Below are 20,240 nucleotides of genomic sequence, written 5' to 3'. Positions count from 1 at the left end.
GGACAGGCTACACGTCTCTCCCAGAAATCTACACCCCCTCCAACCTTGACACCATCCACCTCACATCTTAGTGGGGTGTTCCGCCGTGGTTAGAAGGGTTTTAATGCCCGGCAGGTTCCAGCCATTCCACAACGGGCACTACAGTGCTCTCAGAAGCCTTCTCGAAGAATATGATGAAGCAGTGTTAGCGGTTGGGAGCGCGCAGGAGGGTTTCACATGCCAGAACCCTTTCACAGCTGGCGAGAGGCTTGAAATGATAGACGCGCTCCTCAGGCGCGACGGGCTCAGGAACAGGGTTTGGCTCATACCGGTCCCGGATATAAGGATGCCCTTGGCGTGGACCACCCATGTCTTGGCGATGGCTCCAAGGGTTGAGGCGGTTGCCTCAGGCAACCCTCACGTCCTGTATATTTACAAGTGGGCTGGTTTGAAAACAATAGAGCTCAAGCTCCAGGAGCCATACAGGTATAACGGGTCGAGGATTAGGAGCATAATGCTCGAGGGCGGTGAGTGGAGGAGCCTTGTCCCAGACATCATAGCCGAGTATATCGACTCCGTCAACGGCGTGGAAAGGGTTCGAAAGGTGTGCTCCAGTGGAGTATATTGAGGTCGACGGCAGCCTGGGCGAGGGCGGGGGGCAGGTTTTAAGGTATTCACTAGCGCTGTCAGCGCTCACGTTGAAGCCTGTTAGAGTGTTCAACATAAGGGCTAAGAGGGATAATCCAGGGCTCAGGCCCCAGCATCTTGCAGCAGTGAAAGCTCTTGCAGAGGTTTCAGGAGCGGAGGTTAAGGGTGCCTCCCCAGGTAGCATGGAGGTCTGGTTCAAGCCGAGGAGGAGGGTTCACGGCTCCCTGAGCATTGACGTTGGGACAGCGGGGAGCGTGTCGCTCGTTATACAGGCAATACTCCCAGTCCTCCTTTACTCGCCCGGGGAGTCAGCGGTTACTGTTAAAGGAGGCACAGACGTGCCCTGGAGCCCCCCGGTTGACTACATGTCCCTGGTTTTCACTCACAACCTGAAGCCCATGGGGGTTGAAGCATCGGTGAGGCTTCTGAAGCGCGGCCACTACCCGAGGGGAGGGGGAGCCGTGGAGCTCCGTGTCAAGCCGGTTGCGAAGCCTTTGAAACCCTTAAGCCTTGTCAAGCGGGGGAGGCTTTTGAAAGCCGTCGTGGTCAGCCACTCCGTCAGGCTTCCAAGACATGTCGCGGAGAGGCAGGCCTCCACAGCGGCAAGCCTTATCGAGAGAGTGCTCGGGGTTAAGCCCGAGGTAGTGGTGGATGCCCCGCCGCCTGAGAGCGACACCCACCTGGGGCCGGGGAGCGGGGTGCTAGCCTATGTTGAAGCAGAGCCATGGGTCAGGCTTGGAGGGGATGCTCTCGGCGAGAAGGGTAAGCCGGCTGAGAAGGTGGGGGAGGAGGCTTTCAGGAAGCTGGCCGAGGATTATGAGACAGGTATGGCTTTCGACAGGCACATGGGGGATATGCTAATCCCCTACCTGTTCCTCGCTCAAGGGGTTAGCAGGACCGGGGTTGCGAGAATAACCTCACACCTCACCACTGCTCTCGAAATATCCAGGCTCTTCTTCCCCGGTGCTGAAGCAAGGGTTGAGGGAGTTGCAGACGGCCCAGGCGTTGTCGAGGTTAAGAGCCCTGGGTTCCAGCCTTAAGCAATCCTACAAGCCAGTTTTTCAAAGCATCCAGGTTTAAACCTGTTAAAGCGGATACGACCAGGGGCTGAGCCCCTGTCTCCCTCCGCACTCTTTCACGAGCCTCCTCCAGCTCGCCCGGGGGTGTTGCATCCACCTTGTTCAACACTATCATCAACGGCTTACCATGGAGCATGCCTTGAACAGTCCTGTAAACATTCAACTGCTCGTCTAGACTGTAGTATTTCCCAGGGGATGGGTCGATAAGGAAGAGGAGGGCATCAGCCAAGTGCTTCACGGCTAGGACCGCCCTGTGCTCCACAGGGTTTCTCTCACTCATAGGCCTGTCGAGAATCCCCGGCGTGTCAATCAACACGATCCTCCCGTAAGGCTCCACCGCCAAGTGCCCTGCGATAATGTTCTTGGTTGTGAAAGGGTAGAAGCCTATCTCAGGCTTCGCGTTAGTGAGCCTTGATATAAGGGTTGACTTACCAGCCTGGGGCATGCCGGCTATGATAACTCTTAAATCACCCTCCACATCCGGCATCCTTGAGAACTCTAGGGCTGTCTTCCTCACCGTTGACAGGATCCTCCTGTTCCTCCTGTAGATTGATAAAAGCCTTCCAACCCCGGATCTGAAAACCTCCCCCGCAGCCGGCTCCCCCTCAGCCGTCTTGATCCCGCTTCTCGAAGAAGCATATATGTCGGCAGCCGTCCTCCTCAAAGCCTTAACCCTCTTCAACACCTCCCCGGGTTCAACGCTTGCTTCAAGCTTGAAGAGCTCGGCGTAGAATCCTCCAAGCTCCACCACCTTCCTAAGGAATGCTTCAGCCTTGGAGAGCTCGCCGTCAACCAGCTGGTAGCATGTTGAAAGCTTTTCGAGAAGCCTTGCCCTGGCGCTAACCCTTCCCGAGGAGCCAGCGGATTTTAGCCTCCGCTCAAGGATTGCGAGGAACTCGCCCGGCTCGTGAATAATGCTCCTCCTAAAATCCTCCGATTTCAACCAAACCCTTAGTGTAGGAATGTTTAAGGCTTCTTAAAGGCTAATGGGTTAACGCCTGCTTATGGGCTTGGGGAGGCTGTATCCTGGGAGCGAGGTTTTTAACAATATTGTAGAGCCTCCGGTAGTTTGTCCCGCTGATGTTGAAGACTCTTGCAACATCCTCAGGCCCCGGGGTCTTCCCCGTCCTCACCCTGACGGATAGCATGTACGCTAGCGCGTACTTACCTCTCTCGCTCCTGGAGAGGAGCGCGGGGTTCAACTCCTCTATGAGTTTCAAGCCATTCCTCACATCATCCCAGTACCCGTTCGCCTCAATTTTCTCAACAGCCTCCATCGAGGCTTTAGACATGATGGTTTTCACAAATCTCTTCGAGGACAAGACGGCATCGTAGTCTACTGTGAGCCACGGCTTATTCCTCACCCTCTTCTCAGCCATCCTGTAAAGCCTCATGTTAACCGAGTAGTTCTCTGAAACAATCCTTTTCACAGGCCGCCTCCTCCTGGGCTGCGGCTCCTCTTCCTCGAAGCCTACGTGAGCCTCCTCGATAATGTTCTCGACCACGAGCCCGCAGCCGCTGCAGACTACGAAGCCATCCCTGTAATCCCATACCAGGGGGTTGCCGCAGACAGGGCAGGTTGAACGCGTCATGTATACGCAACTCCATTATTTCTCTTAGGTGAAACATCCAAATAGATAGGGAGAGTAGGGCGAAAGTATTCTATCCCAGGAGGAGACGCATGCTCCCAGCCAGGAGCCTCACGCGGGCTCGGAGCCAGCGTTGCACACTATCATGATGTGCAAGAAGCGTGCGCGCTGGCAGGGCTTACGCAGCAGCGGTAACATGGTTGAAAGGAGAAAAAGGCTTGACCCAGAATACATTATAATAGGGGGTGGTGCTCGTGGAGGAGTTGGTCTTTAAAGCAGTGATGGCGGTTATACAGGCTTTCGTAATAACACTGGTTTTCACTATAGAAAACATAAGGTTTGCTAAGCGGCTGAGCAGGAGGTTAACCCATGGTCCCATACTATACGTGCTAGATGAAGCCGGGAGATTAAAGGAGGCTCCCCTGAGCTCAATCCCTGAGGATCTGAAAAATAAGCTCCTGCAAATACTTAAGGAGAAGGCCAGTGAAGCAGATAAGAAATGGCTTAGGCAGCTGGTATCGTCCCCCACGCCGCTCAGCAGGAGGGCGATCATTACTCAAGCTATAATACTCTTCACAGTGCTCTCAATAGTATCATTCATCCTGTACGCCTACGTGTTCAAATGGTGAATCCCCCAGCACCCGTCCCCCATCCAAGCACCAGCTTGCGTGGAAGGTTAAAGCATAGTATGTTACAGTGTTTTTAGAAAAGAGGTGAGGAACCCGTGGAAAAGGCTTCTCCCGATGAAAAGTGGCTAGCCTCCTTCCCTCCGCTCCTTCTGATAGAATGGCACCGGCGGCCGCGGCAGGTATTCAACCCCGGGCCTCTGCTGAATAGCTTGCGGGTACAGGCTCATTAACGCGTAGACTTCCAGGGGGACTTTAACGCTTACGTTCAGCCCAAGACTTCTCGCCTCCTCCACGGTTATAGGGTAGTCGTGCGTGTACCTTCCCTCTGTTAAAGCCCTGGCTACTTCACGAGCCTTCTCAACCCCCAGCTTATCCTCCAGCAGTTTAACAATGAAGCCCTGTATCTCCTTGATAGCTTTCTCGGCGACATCAGCCAGCACTAGGATGTCATCCCTCGCATCCCTGCCTTTCAGCTTAGCTATCTTCACGAGGCTTGGGGCAGGGTAAACCATGTTGCCCACGGGTATCTGAGGGTCAAGCGGCCCCAGGACGGCGTCCGGGTCCATCACGATCTCGTCCGCGGCTAAAGCTATCAGCGTCCCCCCGCTCATGGCGTAGTGCGGCACGATCACTACTTTCCTCCCAGGATGCTTCTTAAGCGCCATCGCGATCTGCGAGGCCGCCAGGACCAGCCCTCCCGGCGTGTGAAGTATTAAAGCTATTGGCTGATCCGGAGGAGTGCTCCTGATCGCCCTGATCACGGCCTCCGAATCCTCTATGTCAATATACCTGTACACTGGGAAGCCCAGGAACCCTATTTTCTCCTGCCTGTGTATCATGGTGATGACTCTCCAGCCATACCTCTTCTCTATCTCCCTGATCAGCTTCAACCTGGCATTGGCTAGCGACCTCAGCTGGAGCTGCGGGTGAACAGCCATGTAAAGGAGCAGTAGGAAGAATAACAGGCTCACGGGGTCAAACATTCCAAGGCACCCTTATTTCACGTATATTACTAGTGGATGCCGGGATAATATGCTTGATCTCGTAGCGGGCTCGCGTGGAGGAGATTGATGAAAACCCTGGGGCCGTGGGCGGCCGACGGGTCAAGCTTATTATCGCCTTGCTTCATCAAATTTTCAACGGGTTTGGAAATTTGTTGATGGATGGGGCTAGTCTTAATAGGAGTGGTGGGTTAAAAGTTCTAGCCGCAAGCGTCGCGGTCACATCAGTCCTGGGCAACTCTTACGCCTACAGCGTGTACGTGACACCGCTTGCCAGCCTATGGGGGAGCACCTTCTGGGCTTCACTACCATTCTCAATCCTTATCGCAACCTTCGCCTTCTCAAGCATTATAGGCGGCAGGCTCTACGCTAGGAAAGGGAACATTAGGGTTCCAGCCCTGCTCAGCATGGTTTTAACCGGGGGCGGGCTCCTACTGTCATCGCTCGTGGAGGCGGTTTCAACCCCCTTATGGCTTGCAACAACCTACGGGGTGGTCGTGGGGCTTGGCAACGGCATGGGCTACGTGCCGATAGTGGCTCTAGCTAGGAAGTGGTATCCCGACAAGGCCGGCTTCGCCACGGGTGTTGTAATACTCGGCTACGGCGGCAGCGCCCTCGCGTTCGCGCCTCTCAAGGCCTTGCTGATAGAGCTCATGGGGGTTGGCCTAACATTTGCCGCGGTGGGCTTGATTTCCTTCACGATCGGGGTTCCAGCCGCCATGGTGGTGCGTGATCCCCCGCAAGAGCTTGTCAACTACTTCAGCAGGTTCGCGAAGAAGAGAGCGGTAATCCCTAAGAGAGACTATAAGCCCGGCGAGGCTCTTAAAACACCTGATTTCTGGCTGCTCTGGGCTAGCTTCATGCTTACAGCGGGCCCCGGGCTTATGTTGATAGGGCATATGGCGAATCTCGCCGCGTTAAACAACATACCCAGCCCTCCCCTCGCTGTCAGCATTTTCTCAGTGATGAACGCGCTGGGGAGGCCTCCCGCGGGCTGGGTCTCCGACAAGCTTGGAAGGTTTGGAAGACCCTTGACGATGACAGCGTTCTTCACAGCACAGGGCTTAGTGTTCTACGCGCTTTCAACCCCGTTGGCAAGCATTCCATGGCTCTTCTTCTTCATGGTTGCAGCACTAGGCTTCTTCTACGGCTCCGGCCTCGCCCTGTTCCCTGCTGCAACAGGCGACTTCTTCGGCTTAAAACACCTCTCGGAAAACTACTCCCTCATCTTCATCGGCTGGGGGCTGAGCGGCCTGCTCTTCCCGTCACTAGGCAGCTATATCGTGGATTCAACAGGAGGCTACGAGCTCGCCTTACTAATATCGAGCATTCTCAGCGTGGCGGGAGGACTGGTAAACCTTTACTTGAAGAAGCGTCTAGCACTCTACCTGCAGTGAAGCAGGCTAACCGTTTTTTTTTTAAAATGAAATCCTTAACAGTGAAGACTTCCCCGCATAGGAGTATTCCCTCGAAGCATCGTTTAGATTGCCTCGTTGATCCTCGCCATCATTGCCTAGCATTGTATTCGCAATTATGCTGGGCCTTAAAGCCTCACCTATTCCAAGCCATTGACCACTTAACTCAAACCTTCCCCATGCTGAGTACTTGGAGGAGCGGGCCCGCCGGGATTTGAACCCGGGTCCTCCGGCTCCGCAGGCCGGCGCCCTATCCAGGCTAGGCAACGGGCCCTTTTAACGTGTTTTAATGTTTTCCCCGGTGTTAAAAACTGTTTTACAAGGTGTTCTACTGTGTGAGCGTGTTTTTGAAGAGGATGGTTTTCTCCTCGGGTCCTTTAGCAGTTATCTTCAATATGTCCACGCCGTCTCCTGAGAGAACATCCCTCTCTATCACTGTTTTAACGGCTTCGACAACGAGCTTCTCAGCTTCCTCGAGGTTTATGTCAGGAGTGTACTTCGGCTCGATGTATCCGAGCGCTAGCTGGGCGCCGGAGCCCAGTGCTGCGTACTTCTCCTCGATCAAGCTGCCGACAGGGTCGAGGATGTAGAGCTGTGGGCCGCTGTCATCGTATCCTCCGACAACGATTTCCGTGAGCATTGGGGCGAGCTTGTAGCTGTAGAGTATTACGGATAGCATCTTAGCCAGTCCTTTAACCCTGATCTCCCTGCCGTGCTGGAGCTCGTAGTACTTAGCCTCCATCTCGAGCATTCTCTTCAAAATGTTCACATCACCCATCAACCCCGCGAACCCTACGCCTACGTGCGGGGTTATCGCGTAGACTTTTTTAACGCTCCTGCTCAGCACGAACCCGTCGTATGTAAGCCTTTTCTCACTGGCTAGGACAACGCCTTCCCTTGTCTTAACACCTATGGCTGTGCCAGGCAACATGCTCATGAACACGCACCTTCTTCTCAACCAATATATTTTTAACAAGGAATTTATACATATCCCAGACCAGTTCTAAGCCTTTAGCGGGTGGTCTGCGAGCACATATTACCTTGTTCAAACAATACTATCCCTGGTTGTAGCCATGTCTCAATGCCTAGATGTTATCAACACGCGTTGCAGCGTGAGATGGTTTAGGCCAGACCCTATCCCTGAGGAGACTGTGCGCAGGCTCCTGGAGGCAGCGGTGAGGGCTCCAACCGCCCAGGGTGCTGAGCAGTGGTTTTTCATGGCAGTGGTTTCGGAGGAGAAGAGGAGGGAGATTCACAGGCTTTTGAGAAAGGCGCACGAGCACTACGCTACCAGCGTGTTGCTGAAGCCGTACAGCCCCGGGGCTGTGGCTAAATGGATGAGCAGGATTGACCAGGGGATGTACGCTGCCCCCCTCTACGTAGCAGCCTACTTGGACCTCAGGGAGAGGATCTTCAGGGACGAGTACTTCGAGTATGAGAGGCTGATGGCTGTTCAATCCTTGTCAGCCGCCGTGGAAAACCTGATCATAGCTGCCTGGAGCATGGGGCTGGGAAGCGTGTGGATAGGTGTCCCAGTTTTCATGAGGGAGGAGTTTGACAAGGTGTTAACGCCTCCTGAGAAATGCGAGCTCTCAGCCATAATAGCGTTGGGGTACCCGGCTGAGAAAACCGCGCCGCGGCCGAGGAAGCCGGTTGAACAGGTTTCCAAGATTATTTAGTAGGAGGCAGTGTAGGCGGAGTTGCGGGTTGAAAATCCATTGGTTAACGCTCGCGCTAAGCTTAATAAGCTGTGGTAGCTCGAAATATAATCGTGGTGGGCGAATGGTAAAATCCATGACCAAGGACGCTCTCCTCTCAGCATTCGCCGGTGAGTCAATGGCTCACATGAGGTACCTGGTTTTCGCGGACATTGCTGAGAGGGAAGGGTTCAGCAACGTGGCAAGGCTCTTCAGGGCTATAGCGTACGCGGAGCAGGTTCACGCTGGAAACCACTACAATGCGCTGAGAGTTTTCAATGAGGAGGCCAAGGTTTCATCAGGTGCTCCAATAGGCCCCGGGGATACTAGTAAAAACCTCGACCTAGCCTACAGAGGGGAGGTTTACGAGGTGGAGGAGATGTACCCTGTCTACCTCGAGATAGCGAAGTACCAGGGTGAGAGGGAGGCTCAGCGAAGCTTCCACTTCGCCTTGTCAGCGGAGAAGATTCACGCAGAGCTCTACAAGACCGCTAAGGAGTACGTGGATAGGAAGCAGGACTTCCCCCTAGGCCCTGACGAGAAAGTCTGGATATGCCCTGTATGCGGCCACACCCACGTGGGCAGGGAGCCCCCTGAGAAGTGCCCTGTTTGCGGCGCCCCGAGAAGCATGTACAAGGGGTTCTAGCTTTCAAAAAACTTTTTTAAAATCAACCGGTTAGAGCGTGTACTTCCACACGCCCTTGCCCCTGTAATTGTATATTATGGTCTTATAGGAGGTTGTGTACTCTATCGAGTAGCCAACACCCTCCCTCCCAATCCCCGAGTCCTTCCTCCCCCCGTACGGGTAGTAGCCTACCCCGTGCCTCGGCATATCGTTAACGTACACTGCCCCGACCTCAAGAAATCTTACCAGCTTCCTTATCTCATCCATGTTCTGCCCGAAGACAGCAGCGTCCAGCCCATACCTTCTCTCATTCACTAGTGAAACAGCCTCGTCAACGCTGTTAAACCCTGTGATAAGGGCTACAGGGGCGAACACCTCCTTCCAGTAGAGGATGCTCTGCCTCAGCAACCCGTGATCCCTGAACTCGACCAGTGTTGGCTCCATGTAGGTTGGCCCCAGCCTCCTACCCCCGTGGAGCACTACTCCTCCCTTCTCAACAGCGTCTTCAACAGCTTTCAAAGCCTCGTCTACAGCGCCCGGCTCTATCAAGGGACCTATTGTCGTGGACGGGTCTCTAGGGTCTCCAACCCTGACCTTGGAGAGCTCCCTCAGCAGGGCTTTCTTAAAGGGTCCGTAAACCTCGTTCTTAACGAGGACCAGCTTTATAGCATCGCACCTCTGGCCGGAGTAGCTGTAAATACCCATTGCCACTCTTTCAGCTGAGAAGTCCACGTCGGCATCGCCCAGGACTATTGCCGGATCCCCTCCCCCTAGCTCCATAACGAGCTGTTTAATCCCTGCTTTCTGAACAACCTTCTTCCCCGTCTCACTGCTGCCTGTGAAGCTTACCACGCCAACCCTGTCATCCCTTATGATCCTGTCGCTCTCGCTACCGGGGACTGTTAGAACTGCTAGAGCATCACTGGGGAACCCGCTTGCCTCCAGGACTCTTGCAAGGAGGAGCACGGGTAGCGGGTCGGCTGAAGGGGGTTTAACAGCTACAGCGTTGCCTGCTATGAAGCTGTACGTTATCTTCGACACGGTGTCGAACAACGGGTAGTTGAAGGGGATGATTGCTAGCACTATTCCAACAGGCTCCCTCCTGACAACAGCCTCGGTTTCAATTGTTGTCTGATCCCAGTCCCCGGGCATGTACTCGCCGAAAATCTTCCTAGCGTCAAGATGGGCGGCTCTAAGCCTGTCAATGCTTGCCAAAACCTCGCCCTGTGCTTGGCTACGGGTTTTACCCGAGTTAATCATCAACGCGTTCACGAAGTCCTCCTTCAACTCCTCAAGCATTTCAGCAGCTTTCTCCAAAACCTCCACGCGCCTCCACCCGGGCAGGTCCCTGGCGCTCCACCTTCCCCTGGCGTGCAGCGTGGCCATGGCCTTGTCCGCCAGCTCCCAACCGGTTTTTGAAACCCGGGCTATCACGGACAGGTCTATCGGGGTTTTAACATCCATGTAGGAGCCTGTGTCAACCCATTCACCAGTGATGAACGTTTTAAAGTATGTGGAACCGTTTCTCACAGAGTATAGTTCCTCGAAGAGTTTAGAACCAGGCTTGAAGGAGTCCGTTTCAACCGCCTCCATGATGGATTAAGGGAATATATGATTTTATACCTTCATGTTTAATTGTTTAAACCATTCATTAGGTTTTAAAACAGCCCCGTCGTGGTTGAACAATAAGCGTTAAAATCCTTGTTAAACATTTTAAAAACACAGGTGGGATTATTAAACACGCTTCTCAAACCTGCTCGGAGAACTCGCTTGGCAAGGGTGGGTTCCCGGGAGGGCGGGATGAATGAGCTGCCTGAGATGCGTCTACTTCAAGCCTAACAGCATACTCCCCTACATAGGGTACTGTGAGGCGAGGAGGAGGGCTGAGTCAGCCATCGAGCATGGAGCACCCTGCGGGGATTTCAGGGAGGCAACTATTGACGAGTTGAAAGCCGTGCTGGAGAAGGAGGGGTGGCTGTACTGCTTAACGTGTGCTTCAACAATTACGAGCGAGGAGGAGCTGCTGGAGCATTACAGGAAACACGTGGTCATCCCAGGCGTCCTCGTCGACGAATCCGTTGCTGAGGAAGCGCCTAGCGGGGATTGAGCTGGATGGGTGGAAGCTTGAAAGAGGTAGGCATCCTGCTAGGGGGTCCGCAGGGCTCGGGTATTGAAACATCCATGTGGATCCTGAGCAGGGTTCTCGTCAGCAAGGGGTATGGGGTGATAGCGGATAGGGAGTACTTCTCAAACATAACCGGGAGGCACAGCTATATTCAAATGCTCGCATCCTCCGTCAAGCCTCCCAGGTCTCTCAAATACCCTGTTGAAATACTGGCTTCAATGGATGCTGAAACAGTCTTCACCCACTTCACCGACATATCGGAGGGCGGGATCCTAATATACGATGTGAACACCTCATCCAGGAGGATTGATGAAATACCGAGCATGGAGGATGCCACCAGGGAGAGGGTTGCCAGGATCCTGTCGGATAAGAATGTCGAGCCCTCCGTGGAATCCGTTGTCAAGTACTTGGAGAGGGATAAGAGGATCCTCCCCCTCGGGCTGGACTTCTCCGCGCTCCTGAAAACCCTGAGCGAGCAGTACAGGATTGACGCACGCACTCTCTCAAGATTCCTGAGCGGTATCATAGTGTCATCGGTCGCTGTTGTCCTAGGTCTGAGCGAGGAAGCTGTTGTGCAAGGCTTTGAGCAACAGTTCGGGGAGAGGAAGCACCTTGTCGAGCAGAACACCGCGCTCTACAGGCTGGTGAGGGATGCTCTAAGCAATCACTACGGGGCTGTGAGGCTGGATGAACCAGGGTTTTCTATGGAGAAGGCAATGGTTGTAACAGGCAATGACGTAGTGGCTATCGCCAAGATCGTGGCAGGGGTTAGGTATCAGAGCTACTACCCTATAACCCCTGCTGCAGACGAGAGCTTCCTTCTTGAGAGGTACGACAACATAGTGGATGAGACCGGGGAGGTGGTAGGCTCGGTAGTGGTTGTGCAGACTGAGGATGAGATAGCAGCGGTGAACTCGGCTATCGGCGCGGCTTTAACAGGGGCTAGGGCTTCCACAACCACCAGCGGCCCAGGCTTCGACCTAATGGTTGAAGGATTATCCTGGGCAGGCATGAACGAGGTCCCCCTGGTCATAACATACTACCAGAGGGGAGGCCCCAGCACCGGGCAGCCAACCCGTGGAAGCCAGAGCGACCTTTTCAACGCTGTTTTCGCAGGGCACGGGGAGTTCGCTAGAGTAGTCTTATCCTCCAGCGACCACCTTGACGCTTTCTACGACACTATCGAAGCCTTTAACATTGCTGAGAAATACCAGGTGCCCGTGATACACTTGCTCGACAAGTTCCTGGCTAACACTGTCGCCGTGATGCCCGTACCCGATCTAGGAGGGGTCAGGATTGAGAGAGGTGTTTTAGCTAAGGGAGGCCCCGGCTATAAAAGGTTCAGCCTGGAGTCTCTGATCTCCCCTAGAGCATTCATCGGGGCAAGGGACACCGTGATGTGGTACACGGGCGACGAGCACGACGAGCACGGGCATATCGCGGAGGACCCTGAGATCAGGGTTAAGATGTATTCGAAAAGGATTGAGAAGCTCAACCTTATTCAGAGAGAACTGCCGCTGGAGAGGAAGCTGAGGCTTCACGGCCCGGGCAGCCCCGACTACCTGGTGGTGGGTTGGGGCTCGGTTAAAGGGGCGGTGTTGGACGCGATCGAGTACTTCTCGGAGAAGGGGCTGAGGATGGCCTACCTCGATGTTAAACTCCTGTGGCCGTTCCCCTCCGAGGAATTCTTGAGAATAACCGGTGGAATACCGGACTCAAGGATCCTGGCTGTCGAGCACAGCTACGGCGTGAACATTGCCGAGCTAGTTTCAATGAGCACTGGGAAGAGGATTGTTAAACGTGTTTCAAAATACACTGGGAGGCCGATCATGCTTGACGAGCTGGTCAAGGGTTTGGAGGAGATTGTTTCAGGCAGGAGGGAAAGGGTGGTGTTGACTTATGGAGCCTAGGTGGAGCTACAAGTCCAGCGTCTGGCCTGACTGGTGCCCCGGCTGCGGGAACTTCGGAATACTGACAGCGCTGTTGAAAGCCCTGGAGGAGCTGAGCCTTGATCCTTCGCAAACAGTAATAGTCTCAGGCATCGGGTGCTCGGGTAAAACACCCCACTTCGTCAACGTCAACGGCGTCCACACTCTCCACGGGAGGGCAATACCTTTCGCAACAGGGATTAAGCTGGCCAACCCCGGGCTGAAGGTTATTGTCCACGGGGGTGATGGAGACCTGCTGGGCATAGGCGCAGGGCACTTCGTAGCCCTGGGGAGGAGGAATATCGACGTAACGGTAATACTACACGACAACGGGGTCTACGGTTTAACCAAGGGGCAGGCTTCGCCAACACTGCCTTTGAAAGCCAGGACGAAGTCGCTGGCTAAGCCTAATATTCAGCAACCGGTTAACCCGGTTCTCCTAGCCCTCTCATCAGGCTACACGTTCGTTGCAAGAGGCTATGCTTTCGACGGAGCGTACTTGAAGAACTTGATCAAGATGGCTGTTCAACACCGCGGGGCAGCGTTCATAGATGTCCTACAGCCCTGTGTAACATTCAACGACGTGTACACTGCTGACTTCTACAGGAAAGCAGTCTACAAGCTTGAAAACGATCCTGGATGGGACCCTGTTGTGAAAACATCCGAGGAAGCCAGTGTTAAGCTGATGCGGGCTGTTGAGAAAAGCCTTGAATGGGGTGATAGGATACCGGTAGGAGTGTTCTACGTCAACCCGCACGTGTCAACCTTTGAGGAGAGGCTTGGCGAGAGGCTGAGGAATTACCCGGTTCAAAACCCCTCTAACACGCCTATAGAGTCAGCCGGGAAGCCTGTGCTGAGCCAGGAGGCTTTCGAGAAAATGTTCAAGGAGTTCATAGTAAGGGTTTCGGGGACGCAGGGGAGGTAGAAAGTGGCTGGGGAAGGCTTGGATTGCTTAGAGGTTTTCAAAACCCTGAAACCATTCGAGACTAGGATAGTGGCTAGGAAGGGGAGGTTTCCCGAGGAGGTTAACCACGAGGTATACCTGGGGCTGGGGGAGACCTGGGTTAGGCTGCTGGCTGTGAAGAAGTTCAACGGTAGACCTCCCTTCTACCGGGGATGGGTTGAAATATTCCACATCCTCCCCGAGGTCTATGTTAAAAAGTTTAGATACGTCTACGTGAACTCGCCAGAGGAGGAGAGCCTGGTCAAGTGCTTAGCAAGCCAGCTCTCCCCAGGGGAGAAGATGTTTATCGAGTACGTTTATGATGATGAAACATACAAGGCTCTCGAAGCAGGCGTCCCCCCGCCCCTAACACGCCTAGGCTACATGCTCCTTGAAAACGGCTTCACATGGTTCAAGAACTGGTACTTCGCAGAAGGATTCATGGAGGGCAGCCCTAAGCTCCAGGGTGAGAAACCGCTGGATGAGAACCACAGGGCCCGCCAGCTACGTGAAATCTGCGGCGAGGCCGAGGAGTTCCTGGAAGCAGCCGGAAAGAGGTCCTATGAGCCGAGCAGGGAGGGCTTCCTGGCGAATGCTGTTGAAAGGGCTCGGAGAATAATCGAGAAATGCTCACCGGGCTAAGGCAAAACCCATCACGCCTTATTCTTTTTCACCCCCACCAGCTTCCCCAACGGAAGCCGGGGCTTCTTCAGCGCCTGGCTCAGCGAGGTAGTTTTCAGCCGGGTTTACAAAACCCCTATGAAAGAGTAGCTGTTGCTGTAGACGAGGCCCCTGATAGCTTGCATGCTGAAGCATGGCTTAACGTAGTGCAGAGGGCTTACTGGGAAGCCGTAGCGGAGCTCCTCCGTGCTGAACACTAGTAGCCTCCTGCCCAACCCCTCGTCCGCGAGGGCCGCTACCAGCCCGAGGTCTATGGAGGCGTGCTCCTCGCCCAGCATATACCAGTATTTAGCGCTCCCCAGGAGACGGCTGGAGGAGTGTGCTTCAACAAAGCTCTTCAGCTCTAAATCCATCACAGTGTACCTCCAGTAGAAGGTGTAGGGGTCTCCGCCGGTGGAGGCTCCGTACACGAGCATGGCTGAGGATGCGAGGAATGCTAAGGCTATTAACCCGGTTGCCAGAGGCTTAGCCTTCGCGGCTTTAGCAACCCCTAGTCCTACAGGGTAGACGAGGTAGTTTAGAAACCTGTGGGCAATGGATACTGCGGAGCCGGCGTAGGTTAAGAGGTAGAGCAGGCCGGTGGCTACTGGTAGAACAGCGGGCGCAGCGCTAAGGGTTGCCGGCTCTCCTTTCCAACCCCTCCGCGGCGAGGTTGCTAGGAAGAGTAGTGGGGTAGCGTAGAGCAGGATCAACGGGGACATGGCTACATTCCCCGGGATGCTGGAGTACAGGTATGGGCCGAGCCCGAACACCAGGATGCCTAGGGCGAGCGTTGCTATTAAACCCCCGAGCTTACTGCCGTTTAAGGCTAGGTAGGGGGCGTGGAGGATTAGCGCGTAGGCTGCAAGCACCGTTATGTCTGCCCGGGTAAGGGTTTCGGGCACACCGGCCCACAATGTGGATACCGCGTAGGCAGCACCCAGTACTATGATAGCTGGTGTAATGTCCAGGTAAGACCCGGGCTCCTCCCCCGCATTATTTCTCAAAGCGTCCACGATTCCAACGTACAATAGTGCTGAAAGATATGCTAGCGTGTACAGCGTGGTCAGCGGGTGGCTGAGAACGAGCCCTATTGATGCGGCAGCTACTCCAAGCCACCTAGCCCTCCTCCCCCTGCATGCTACCAGGAGTAGCAGGGTCAGAGCAACCGGGTAAGCGTAAACCTCTTTCAAGTAGGCACTGGTGAACAGGGTGAAAGAAGGGTAGTGAGCAGTTTGTGTTGTAAAGGTTTTTTAAGGTCTTTGTAGGTTTTTTGTACTCGGAGATTGTTGTTGGAGCGTCATTATAGTACTAGGGAGGTTTGCGAGGTTCTTGGGATTGCTAATCGGACTCTTCGTAGGTGGGTAAAAGAGGGGAGGATTAGAGCTGTTAATATTAATGGTAGGTGGCGAATACCCGAGAGCGAGGTTAAACGTATTCTCGGCGATTCCGTGGAGTCAATTGTTACTCCTAGAGTGGTTCGTGTTGTTATATATGCCCGTGTGAGCAGTGCTGATCAGAGGAAAGAGCTGGAAAACCAGGTAGAAGCGCTGAAGAAGTATGTTGAAGAAAATGGGTGGAAGCTGGTGGGAGTAGTTAAAGACGTTGCTAGTGGTCTCAAAGAAGATAGAAGAGGTTTATTGAAGCTTATTGAAATGGCTAGAAGACGTGAATTCGATGTATTGCTTGTAGCATATAGAGATAGACTGACGAGATTTGGCTTTAAATACCTTGAAGAATTATTCAAAGCCTATGGAGTAGAGATCAGAGTAGTTTTTCAAGAACCACTCAGAGACTTCTATCAAGAACTAGTAGAAGACCTAGTCGAGATAGTTACATCATTCGCCTCTAAAATCTATGGTAAGCGTAGTCACAAGTATAAGAGAGTGGTGGAAGCAGTTGAACAAGCAGTCAAAGATCCTTAGGAGAACAGTAGTCCTTGTTTCACCTCTACTAACCAAGACCAAGATTGAAACACTAAGCTATATCTACCATGTGTATGGGAGGATACTTAGTGAGACATTAGAGTACATGTGGAGAAACAGGCTTACATCGTGGACAAAGGCGAAGAAGACACTCTACAAGCTGTTTAGAGAGAAATACCCTGATATCCCATCACACTACATACACGAGGCTATACGTGATGCCTCTCAGAGATTAAAGAGTTTTGTGAAGCTCAAGAAGAAGGGAGTAGCCTACACGGATAAACCCGTAATTGAAAAATGGAGTGTTGGATGCGATAATCAACTGTGGAAGCTAACGCTTAGAGGGGTGGGGGTAGCTACTCACAGGGGCTGGGTGCACATACCACTTGGGTTTCACAAGCAGTTTTGGAGGTATTATAATGGCGAGTTGACTCTCAGGAGTTCTGCTAGGTGGAAGATTATAGATGGCAGATTATACCTCTACGTAGTCTTCGAGAAAAACGTGGTGTTAGCCGATAAGATCCCTTCTAAAATCTACGGCGTTGACATAAACGAGAACAACGTGACAATATACGAGTATCCATCGGGTAGATGTATAACCATAGTCACTGATTTCTCAAAGATTGTACTGGGTTATGCTTATAGAAGGTCTGCAATACAAGAGAAGTGGAGTAGTGTTCTCGGAGTTAAAGGTAATAGAAGACTTAAAGTAGCACTGGAGAAGCTTAGAGAGCGAAGCGTGAAAAAAGACATTAAATACAAGCTGGCAAAGAAAGTTGTTGGTATCGTAGAAGACGGCTTGGTTGTTCTCGAGAGGCTGCCCAAGAAATTCCAAGACAAGGTTATAGAGAGAAATAAGAAACTAAATGGTCTCGACGTGCATAGATTAAAACAGTCTAGTATCAGAGGCGTGCAGGCGTTAATAGTTGAGAAACTATTCGAGAACGGTGTACCACTCGTCTTCGTTAACCCCTCTCATACCTCTTCAACTTGCCCCGTTTGCGGCTCCAAGCTCGCCCCGATGACGGGCAGTGCCCAGAGGGCTGGGTGGAAACCAAGATATGTGAAGTGCCCTGGTTGCGGCTTCACACACGACCGAGACGTGGTAGGAGCAGTAAACCTAGTCAAAAAATACACCTTAGATGTAGGGGGTCATGCCGTTTGCCTCCTGAAAGGTGTCCATGACCTCCACGTAGAGTGGTCAGTGACCACAATGAAACACGGAGTCGAGACACAACCCATCCTAGCAAAACCCACCACGACCTAGGACGGGAAACGGTATTTAGCATGGTGCGTGGCAAGCTCGAGTATTCTAACCCCTGGCTCAGCCTCCAGCAGGGCGGCCAGCTTCAGCAAGGGCCATGTATCAGTTGAATAAGCAGTATTGTTTACAAACCAGGGTATGAGCCTGAGGCATGAGACAGCGACAAGGACAGCGATCAGCGGCTTGCTCAGCCTCAGAATGTACACCCCGGTGGAAGCACCGATATCCAAATCCTCTGCTTGCAGCCTATGTATGATTAGTTTGTTCTAGAATTTAAACAAAACCTTAAAACGGGTAGGAAAAAACCCCGGGGTGTTTTAGGAGTGCTAGCTTAACGGTGGAATGCCTAGTTCCTCCACAATCCTTTTAATGTTTTCCTCAACCACGGGTTTCTCAGGTGTTAGCGGGGGCCTTACATAGGGTTTTACAGGTGTTTTAAGCAGTTTGAGCAGTGTTTTAACCGCTGTCGGGTATGATGTCGAGTAGTCGTATACTTTAACAAGGCTTAGCAGCCTCCTCCAAGCCTCCAGGGCTCTCCCCAGGTCCCCGGAAACGTAGGCATCGTACACTGCCCTGTGTAGATGCGGGTAAGTCTTCGTCTAGTCCCATAGGGTAGACATGGCAGTTTAGAAACTTTGTAGTCTTAGGTAGGACGGCTGTCCTCAGTACTGCAACCCTGTAATCATCTGTGTCGCCAATTTAAATATTCTTCAAGCCCTCTGGAGTCGATAGCTCCTGCACTGGCTCTCCTAGATTATTGCATCTAATGTAATATCTTGATACTGCGAGGAAAAGCCTAACTAACGTTCTGGTAATCTATGGAGTAGGAAAGCCTTCTCCATTGCGGTTTTTAAGAGAGGGTTCATAGCGTGGTTACGGCCTCTGTTACATCTGTGTATCATCCATGGTGCATACTAATAATTCGGGGTTTCTTACTTATTAGCGTACTCTTCGTTCAAATGTTCTATGTGTTTTTTAAGTATCAATGCCTCCTCATAGTTTGGGTTTATTTCTAATGCCTTAAGTAGACATTTATTTGCTTCATCTATTCGTCCTAGGAAGTAATGTATCAGGGCTTTATTATACCAGGCTTTTTCTTCTCTAGGATTGAGAGCTACAGCTTTATTGAAATACTCTAAAGCTTCTTCATATCTTCCGGTGTTGGTAAGTGCTATTCCCTTATTTATTATAGCTGGAACATAATTATGATCAATTTCTAAGGCTTTGTCTAAGTATTTCATGGCTTCCTGGATTCTCCCCAAATTAATCAGTAGCTTTCCCAAATTATTGTAGGCCTCTTTTAGATCCGGTTTTAGCTCTATTGCCTTTCTGTAATAAAGCTCTGCTAGTCTATAAATGCCTCTATTGGCGAAGTCCACTCCTAAATTGACTAGAATTTCTGGTTGCGCGTTTTTAGGAAATGGAACAGCCTCCATCATCACGGTCCAACCAGGTGCAGTATAAGATGTTATGGTTTTGTTTTCAACAGATATGGCATAAGGAATTCCCAGCGGATCCATATAGAGTTTTGGTTGGGTTAATAGAACACCATCAACACCTTTATGCTCTTCAAGCCAACTCCTGACAAATTCCTCGAGTTTTCCAAACAGTAATTCCGGTCCTGTATTTAATCTAATAATCTCAGGTAATTGAAGTACAGGTTTTCCGGCTACCTCGGAAACATCCACGTAAATAACTTTATATCCGCTACCGGCCGTTTTAAGTTGCTCATGAGCATTCTCTAACACGTTGCGTAATTGTTTACTAACTTCAATATACTTGTTAGGATTCCTCAAAATAATCATTTTAGGTTCTTTAACCTGCAGACCATCAGTAAAGATTCCAGCGTATGATATGCCAAGGACGAATTCTACATCTTCGGGATTTTGGATAATTATTTGGAAAGGCCCTTCTACAAGTTCAGGGAGTTTTTGAAGAAAGACCCTTACTTCACCACTTTCTAATGGTTTTCTATCATTAGCCGCTTTCTTTATTAATTCTACGACTCTCTCAACATCATCGGTGCTACGAGGGGTTTTCTGCAAAGTAATGTCTAACAAGATGCTTAGTTTTTCTTGATGAAGCCAAGAGCCTACCTTTTTGGCGATATCTTCATACCGTGCATTTCTCCTAAGCTTTTTACACTCGGCATGAACTTCCACCCCACCTTTTTCGGCATGAATATCGGTTCTACCTCCGTAGAGTTCCGGGAATTTAACATTAAAGCCGCGGGAGGAGTAGTTGGAGGCTATTATGACTTCGTACATTAATGATTCAAACCTATCTCTATCTTTTAATGCCCCCATGATCTCCTTACTGTTTAGTGAAACCACGTGCTGTTGTAGCAATATGTTGAAGGAGATCGTAAACAGCAACAATTTCATGAACTCCTCTATATCGCTTGAGAAGTTGAGATCGAAAGAGTATTCACGTTCTTTGATAATTTTTAACAGCCTATACCACTCAGCGACTCTATGAATATTTGGCACAGTTAAATAGTGTAATTCCTCGGGCCTACTTTTCGGAGTATAGCTAATAAGCTTCGCATATTCCTTTTTAATAAAGTCTTCCTGGAAGACATTCATGAGAAAGTATTCTAGATGCCCTACTAGCGACTCCATTCCCTTAATGTAAGACTGTTCTACGGGGCCCGCTTCTCACCACCTCCTACACACTATGGGTCGTGAAGGTTTAAAATACGGCGGTGCGTACGTTGCTATGTCCGTTTAAACT

At 51.8% G+C, this 20,240-nt stretch carries 20 protein-coding genes, 1 tRNA gene and 1 pseudogene; 12 read left to right on the top strand and 10 right to left on the bottom strand.

The genetic code is table 11. From position 1 onward, the window contains the following. Window positions 1-85 precede the first annotated feature (85 nt). Both AC3OH0_RS02560 and rtcA read left to right on the top strand, forming a co-directional pair. The gene (locus AC3OH0_RS02560) at window positions 86-607 is read left to right on the top strand and encodes a nicotinamide-nucleotide adenylyltransferase (RefSeq protein WP_498344659.1); all 522 of its coding nucleotides are present in this window, start codon (window positions 86-88) and stop codon (window positions 605-607) included. Next, the gene (rtcA, locus tag AC3OH0_RS02555; protein ID WP_498344658.1) at window positions 594-1,667 is read left to right on the top strand and encodes an RNA 3'-terminal phosphate cyclase; all 1,074 of its coding nucleotides are present in this window, start codon (window positions 594-596) and stop codon (window positions 1,665-1,667) included. The genes AC3OH0_RS02560 and rtcA overlap by 14 nt, the downstream gene beginning before the upstream one ends. On the opposite strand, the gene AC3OH0_RS02550 is transcribed toward rtcA, so the two are convergent. Together AC3OH0_RS02550 and AC3OH0_RS02545 are read right to left on the bottom strand one after the other, a co-directional pair. After that, window positions 1,642-2,649 carry an NOG1 family protein gene (locus tag AC3OH0_RS02550; RefSeq protein WP_498344657.1) on the bottom strand — a complete coding sequence of 336 codons (1,008 nt, stop codon included), beginning with the start codon at window positions 2,647-2,649 and terminating at the stop codon, window positions 1,642-1,644. The two genes, rtcA and AC3OH0_RS02550, sit on opposite strands and share 26 nt — an antisense overlap. 40 nt (window positions 2,650-2,689) lie before the next feature. Next, window positions 2,690-3,298 (bottom strand): TFIIB-type zinc ribbon-containing protein, encoded by a 609-nt coding sequence (locus AC3OH0_RS02545; protein WP_498344656.1) that lies wholly within the window; start codon window positions 3,296-3,298, stop codon window positions 2,690-2,692. Window positions 3,299-3,549: 251 nt separating this feature from the next. Here AC3OH0_RS02545 and AC3OH0_RS02540 point away from each other — a divergent pair, with 251 nt between their 5' ends. Continuing rightward, window positions 3,550-3,924, top strand: coding sequence for a hypothetical protein (locus tag AC3OH0_RS02540; protein ID WP_498344655.1), 375 nt, complete (start codon window positions 3,550-3,552; stop codon window positions 3,922-3,924). Window positions 3,925-4,049: 125 nt separating this feature from the next. Here AC3OH0_RS02540 and AC3OH0_RS02535 read toward each other — a convergent pair whose 3' ends face one another. Further along, a complete protein-coding gene (locus AC3OH0_RS02535; RefSeq protein WP_498344654.1) occupies window positions 4,050-4,907 on the bottom strand; it encodes an SDH family Clp fold serine proteinase in 858 nt (285 codons plus the stop codon). A 74-nt stretch (window positions 4,908-4,981) separates the two neighbouring features. Here AC3OH0_RS02535 and AC3OH0_RS02530 point away from each other — a divergent pair, with 74 nt between their 5' ends. Then, complete coding sequence (locus tag AC3OH0_RS02530; RefSeq protein WP_498344653.1) at window positions 4,982-6,322, top strand: OFA family MFS transporter; 1,341 nt, start codon at window positions 4,982-4,984, stop codon at window positions 6,320-6,322. A gap of 217 nt (window positions 6,323-6,539) precedes the next feature. On the opposite strand, the gene AC3OH0_RS02525 is transcribed toward AC3OH0_RS02530, so the two are convergent. Both AC3OH0_RS02525 and psmB read right to left on the bottom strand, forming a co-directional pair. After that, window positions 6,540-6,614, bottom strand: a tRNA-Arg gene (locus AC3OH0_RS02525). Window positions 6,615-6,668: 54 nt separating this feature from the next. Continuing rightward, window positions 6,669-7,277, bottom strand: coding sequence for an archaeal proteasome endopeptidase complex subunit beta (gene psmB, locus AC3OH0_RS02520; protein WP_498344652.1), 609 nt, complete (start codon window positions 7,275-7,277; stop codon window positions 6,669-6,671). A gap of 136 nt (window positions 7,278-7,413) precedes the next feature. Between psmB and AC3OH0_RS02515 the strand changes: the two genes are divergently transcribed. Together AC3OH0_RS02515 and AC3OH0_RS02510 are read left to right on the top strand one after the other, a co-directional pair. Continuing rightward, on the top strand, window positions 7,414-8,019 hold the full coding sequence (locus AC3OH0_RS02515) for a nitroreductase family protein (RefSeq protein WP_498344651.1): 606 nt from the start codon (window positions 7,414-7,416) through the stop codon (window positions 8,017-8,019). A gap of 103 nt (window positions 8,020-8,122) precedes the next feature. Further along, a complete protein-coding gene (locus AC3OH0_RS02510; RefSeq protein ID WP_498344650.1) occupies window positions 8,123-8,683 on the top strand; it encodes a rubrerythrin family protein in 561 nt (186 codons plus the stop codon). Between the two features lie 30 nt (window positions 8,684-8,713). Here AC3OH0_RS02510 and gapN read toward each other — a convergent pair whose 3' ends face one another. Continuing rightward, window positions 8,714-10,255: an NADP-dependent glyceraldehyde-3-phosphate dehydrogenase gene (gene gapN, locus AC3OH0_RS02505; protein ID WP_193436385.1), complete on the bottom strand. Its 1,542-nt coding sequence runs from the start codon at window positions 10,253-10,255 to the stop codon at window positions 8,714-8,716. Between the two features lie 211 nt (window positions 10,256-10,466). Between gapN and AC3OH0_RS02500 the strand changes: the two genes are divergently transcribed. The 4 genes from AC3OH0_RS02500 to AC3OH0_RS02485 are packed head-to-tail and all read left to right on the top strand — an operon-like array spanning window position 10,467 to window position 14,300. Beyond that, window positions 10,467-10,769: a hypothetical protein gene (locus AC3OH0_RS02500; RefSeq protein WP_193436384.1), complete on the top strand. Its 303-nt coding sequence runs from the start codon at window positions 10,467-10,469 to the stop codon at window positions 10,767-10,769. Between the two features lie 17 nt (window positions 10,770-10,786). After that, window positions 10,787-12,697 (top strand): 2-oxoacid:ferredoxin oxidoreductase subunit alpha, encoded by a 1,911-nt coding sequence (locus tag AC3OH0_RS02495; protein WP_498344649.1) that lies wholly within the window; start codon window positions 10,787-10,789, stop codon window positions 12,695-12,697. Then, window positions 12,687-13,640: a 2-oxoacid:ferredoxin oxidoreductase subunit beta gene (locus AC3OH0_RS02490; RefSeq protein WP_498344648.1), complete on the top strand. Its 954-nt coding sequence runs from the start codon at window positions 12,687-12,689 to the stop codon at window positions 13,638-13,640. The genes AC3OH0_RS02495 and AC3OH0_RS02490 overlap by 11 nt, the downstream gene beginning before the upstream one ends. Window positions 13,641-13,658: 18 nt before the next feature. Then, complete coding sequence (locus AC3OH0_RS02485; RefSeq protein WP_498344647.1) at window positions 13,659-14,300, top strand: DUF1122 family protein; 642 nt, start codon at window positions 13,659-13,661, stop codon at window positions 14,298-14,300. A gap of 104 nt (window positions 14,301-14,404) precedes the next feature. Here the strand turns inward: AC3OH0_RS02485 and AC3OH0_RS02480 are convergent, their stop codons facing one another. Continuing rightward, window positions 14,405-15,511 carry a hypothetical protein gene (locus AC3OH0_RS02480; RefSeq protein ID WP_498344646.1) on the bottom strand — a complete coding sequence of 369 codons (1,107 nt, stop codon included), beginning with the start codon at window positions 15,509-15,511 and terminating at the stop codon, window positions 14,405-14,407. A 99-nt stretch (window positions 15,512-15,610) separates the two neighbouring features. On the opposite strand from AC3OH0_RS02480, the gene AC3OH0_RS02475 reads away from it, so the two are divergent. Next, window positions 15,611-16,243, top strand: coding sequence for an IS607 family transposase (locus tag AC3OH0_RS02475; RefSeq protein ID WP_498344645.1), 633 nt, complete (start codon window positions 15,611-15,613; stop codon window positions 16,241-16,243). Beyond that, entirely contained in the window at window positions 16,218-17,510 is a 1,293-nt protein-coding gene (locus AC3OH0_RS02470; RefSeq protein ID WP_498344644.1) for an RNA-guided endonuclease InsQ/TnpB family protein, read from the top strand. The genes AC3OH0_RS02475 and AC3OH0_RS02470 overlap by 26 nt, the downstream gene beginning before the upstream one ends. Here AC3OH0_RS02470 and AC3OH0_RS02465 read toward each other — a convergent pair. The 3 genes and pseudogenes from AC3OH0_RS02465 to AC3OH0_RS02455 all read right to left on the bottom strand — a co-directional run bounded on the left by AC3OH0_RS02465 (window position 17,507) and on the right by AC3OH0_RS02455 (window position 20,128). Then, a complete protein-coding gene (locus tag AC3OH0_RS02465) occupies window positions 17,507-17,737 on the bottom strand; it encodes a hypothetical protein (RefSeq protein WP_498344643.1) in 231 nt (76 codons plus the stop codon). The genes AC3OH0_RS02470 and AC3OH0_RS02465 overlap by 4 nt on opposite strands. Window positions 17,738-17,833: 96 nt before the next feature. Beyond that, window positions 17,834-18,085, bottom strand: a pseudogene (locus AC3OH0_RS02460) (dihydrodipicolinate synthase family protein); the annotation flags it as partial. 354 nt (window positions 18,086-18,439) lie between these two features. Beyond that, window positions 18,440-20,128 (bottom strand): tetratricopeptide repeat protein, encoded by a 1,689-nt coding sequence (locus AC3OH0_RS02455; RefSeq protein ID WP_498344642.1) that lies wholly within the window; start codon window positions 20,126-20,128, stop codon window positions 18,440-18,442. Window positions 20,129-20,240 lie beyond the last annotated feature (112 nt).

The organism is Thermosphaera sp., assembly GCF_059755995.1.
The sequence above is the reverse complement of the archived record's forward strand: the minus strand, read 5'-3'. Positions and strand labels throughout refer to the sequence as shown.